Raw genomic sequence first — 1586 nt, forward strand, 5'->3', positions numbered from 1 at the left:
TTTTTCCTTTAATGAATCCATGGTGCAACGTTTTTGAGATTGATTGTCAGCCATACGAGCATAGAGTATGTATGTCTGGTTTATTGGGTTAAACCATTCAAAATACCGTTTTCTATTTCATGCAGTTTATATCGGGATAATGAACGCAATAAGAAAATCGACCTTTCATGCTGCAAGATACAACTGGGTGTCCCGTCCTGAAAAAGGTTTACAAAAAAGAGTAAATCTTATGCAGCAAAAAACGAATTCAGACTTATCGCGTCATTATTTACCGCGTCAGTTGCGTCATCTGATTTTACAGGAGTATTTGAGCGGAGTCAAGACGGCTCGCCAACTCTCCGAAGAACATGGTATTCCCATGTCTACGATTCATAAGATGGGTCAGCGCTGGAAAGCGAAAAATAGTTGTAGCTTTGTGAGTACCCCTAATCCTTATCCGATCATGTCCCGCGTTACGAGTGAAGAAGCCAGTGAATTATTATCCGAGAACAAAGCCCTTCGGCGGCGCTTGGAAGAGGCTTTATTACGTCTGGAAGGCTATGAGATCATGGGAGATATCCTCCAAGAAGAATACGGTATCGACCTGCTAAAAAAATCCGCAGCCGGACAGTCCAGCGTCTCAAAGAAAGACACACAGCAATGAGCCTGTCGTTTCTGTGCGGGTTGTTCGGCTATACCCGTCAGGCCTATTATAAACATTTACGGCGTAATAGGGAAGGATCCTTGTCCGACACCCTTCTTTTGGAGCGGGTGGGTTGCTACCGGAAACTGATGCCCAGGCTCGGCGGTCGTAAACTGTGGCATTTGCTGCAACAAGACGGATTTCCGGTCAGCCGGGATCGGTTATTTACGCTGCTTTCGGAAAACAATCTTCTGGTCAAACGTCGGAAGAAATACAGCGTTACGACCTGCTCGCGGCACTGGATGCGTAAATATCCGAATCTGATCCGGGGTTTCGACCTCGAGCGGCCGCATCGTTTATGGGTCGGAGATATTACGTACATTTCTTTGAAAGAAGGATTTGCATATCTGGCTTTGATAACGGATGCCTATTCCAAACGGATCGTAGGCTATGATCTGAATACGACATTGGAACGGGACGGAGCGCTCCGTGCACTGAGGATGGCCATAGACCAGACTCCGCAGCAAAAACGGCAAGGGTTAATCCATCATTCGGACAGAGGATGCCAATATTGTTCGAAAGAATATGTGAAATTGCTGACCGATAATGGGATTCGCATCAGCATGACTGAAAAGGGCGATCCGTATGAGAATGCCGTTGCCGAACGGGTGAACGGTATTCTGAAGAGCGAATGGATCGACGAGGAATGTTTTGAAAGTTTTCAGGCAGCAAAAGAACGCATCGACCAGATCGTTATCCTTTACAATTCACTCAGACCTCATGCCAGCTGCGATTGGCTTACGCCCTTGGAAGCGGAACTTAGAACCGGGAAACTCAAACATCATTGGGGCCGAAAGACGGTTGTTCGGAAGGCATATGTAAACTTATATCAGGACAATATTTTTTGAACCAAAATGTTTATCTTTAATTATCAATCACTGTAAACCTTTTTCAGGACGGGACA

Annotated in this window: 2 protein-coding genes; both read left to right on the forward strand. The window is 45.6% G+C overall.

Annotated features, from left to right (window positions below):
* Positions 1-229 precede the first annotated feature (229 nt).
* Positions 230-643: a hypothetical protein gene (locus tag QZ076_RS21940; RefSeq protein ID WP_014776075.1), complete on the forward strand. Its 414-nt coding sequence runs from the start codon at positions 230-232 to the stop codon at positions 641-643.
* Complete coding sequence (locus QZ076_RS21945; protein ID WP_279057729.1) at positions 640-1530, forward strand: IS3 family transposase; 891 nt, start codon at positions 640-642, stop codon at positions 1528-1530. The genes QZ076_RS21940 and QZ076_RS21945 overlap by 4 nt, the downstream gene beginning before the upstream one ends.
* The last annotated feature ends 56 nt before the right edge of the window (positions 1531-1586 follow it).

This window comes from uncultured Parabacteroides sp., assembly GCF_905196875.1.
Classification (GTDB): domain Bacteria; phylum Bacteroidota; class Bacteroidia; order Bacteroidales; family Tannerellaceae; genus Parabacteroides.